This is a genomic window from Oleiphilus sp. HI0067, from assembly GCF_001635735.1.
Genome location: NZ_LWFI01000160.1, coordinates 1 through 1,140, shown reverse-complemented (window position 1 = coordinate 1,140; position 1,140 = coordinate 1). Strand labels below are relative to the sequence as shown.

Annotated in this window: 1 protein-coding gene; it reads left to right on the top strand. The window is 43.7% G+C overall.

The features are described from left to right. On the top strand, positions 1-731 hold a 731-nt coding region (locus A3739_RS02235), incomplete at its 5' end, for an HAD-IIB family hydrolase (protein ID WP_082878223.1). Between the last annotated feature and the right edge of the window lie 409 nt (positions 732-1,140).

Sequence of the window (1,140 nt, the reverse complement as noted above, 5' to 3'; positions counted from 1 at the left end):
AGGAAAAAGGTATTGCGCACACCTTGGCGACGGGGAGAACAATGTCATCAGCCCAACAAATTATTCATGTCTATGACTTCGACCTGCCGCATATTTACTGCAATGGCGTAGCCCTCTGGGATCCGAAACACCAATCTCTAACTTTGGATAATCTACTCAGTCAAAATGACATTGACACTATTGTTGACTTTTCACTTTCGAAAGGGGTAGCTCCATTTATCAACACCATAGATAGTCTTTATCAACACACTATTTTTTATCCCACTCTTCAACGACAAATTGAAAAAGACCTCGTGGATAATTACTACGCGAAGAGCAATCTCAAACTCAGGCCGCTTTCTGAGTTTGAAACACATTGCCGAGTTACCAATATCAGCATGATCGGAGATACCAATCTGATACAGGTGCTTTGGCAGTATTTTAACGAGTTTGACTCAATAGTTGCTTACTCTGGCACGGCTATAGAGGGCGATCATTATAGTTGGATGGATGTCCATCATCGATTAGCCAACAAAGGTAGTGCCGTGAAGTCCTTAAAAGAGCAACTAGGTGCCAGCAACGTCATATGTTTTGGTGACAGTTACAACGATGAGACAATGTTTAATTTAGCAGATGAGTGTTATGCACCCGAGAACGCCAAAACTGTCATTAAAAAGTTGGCCAACGAAGTTATAGGCCATCACCATCAAGATGGCGTAGCGCACTTTTTAAGAGAACGTTTCTCACTCTGACTGTACTTCTATCATCGTGTTCACTTTATTCAATGCACGGCGAGCAAATCGAAATACTCTTGCACGCCTTTCAAGGCAAACAATGCAAGGTTAGTTCAGCGCCCAAGAGCATCAACGTATTGCGTGGTGAGCTTTTAGAGCCTGCAGAGTGCGCCGAATAAGGCTTAGATTAAGTGCCCGCAAGCAAGCGGCCTTGTACTTAGCCTGCTCCCTAGGAGAAGCAGTCTTGCAAGCATACAAGCCTAAAACCTCCTTTCCTCTTGAAGCACGCATTAAGAGGTTCGCGGACCTTTGAAAGAAAGTTCGCTACGAGACCTGTAGAAATAGACCTGTGACCTTTTTTCTGTGATTCTGAACTCGCTGNAAGTTTAGGAAAAAGTGCGGGAGAGCATTGCAAGTTGCATTATGT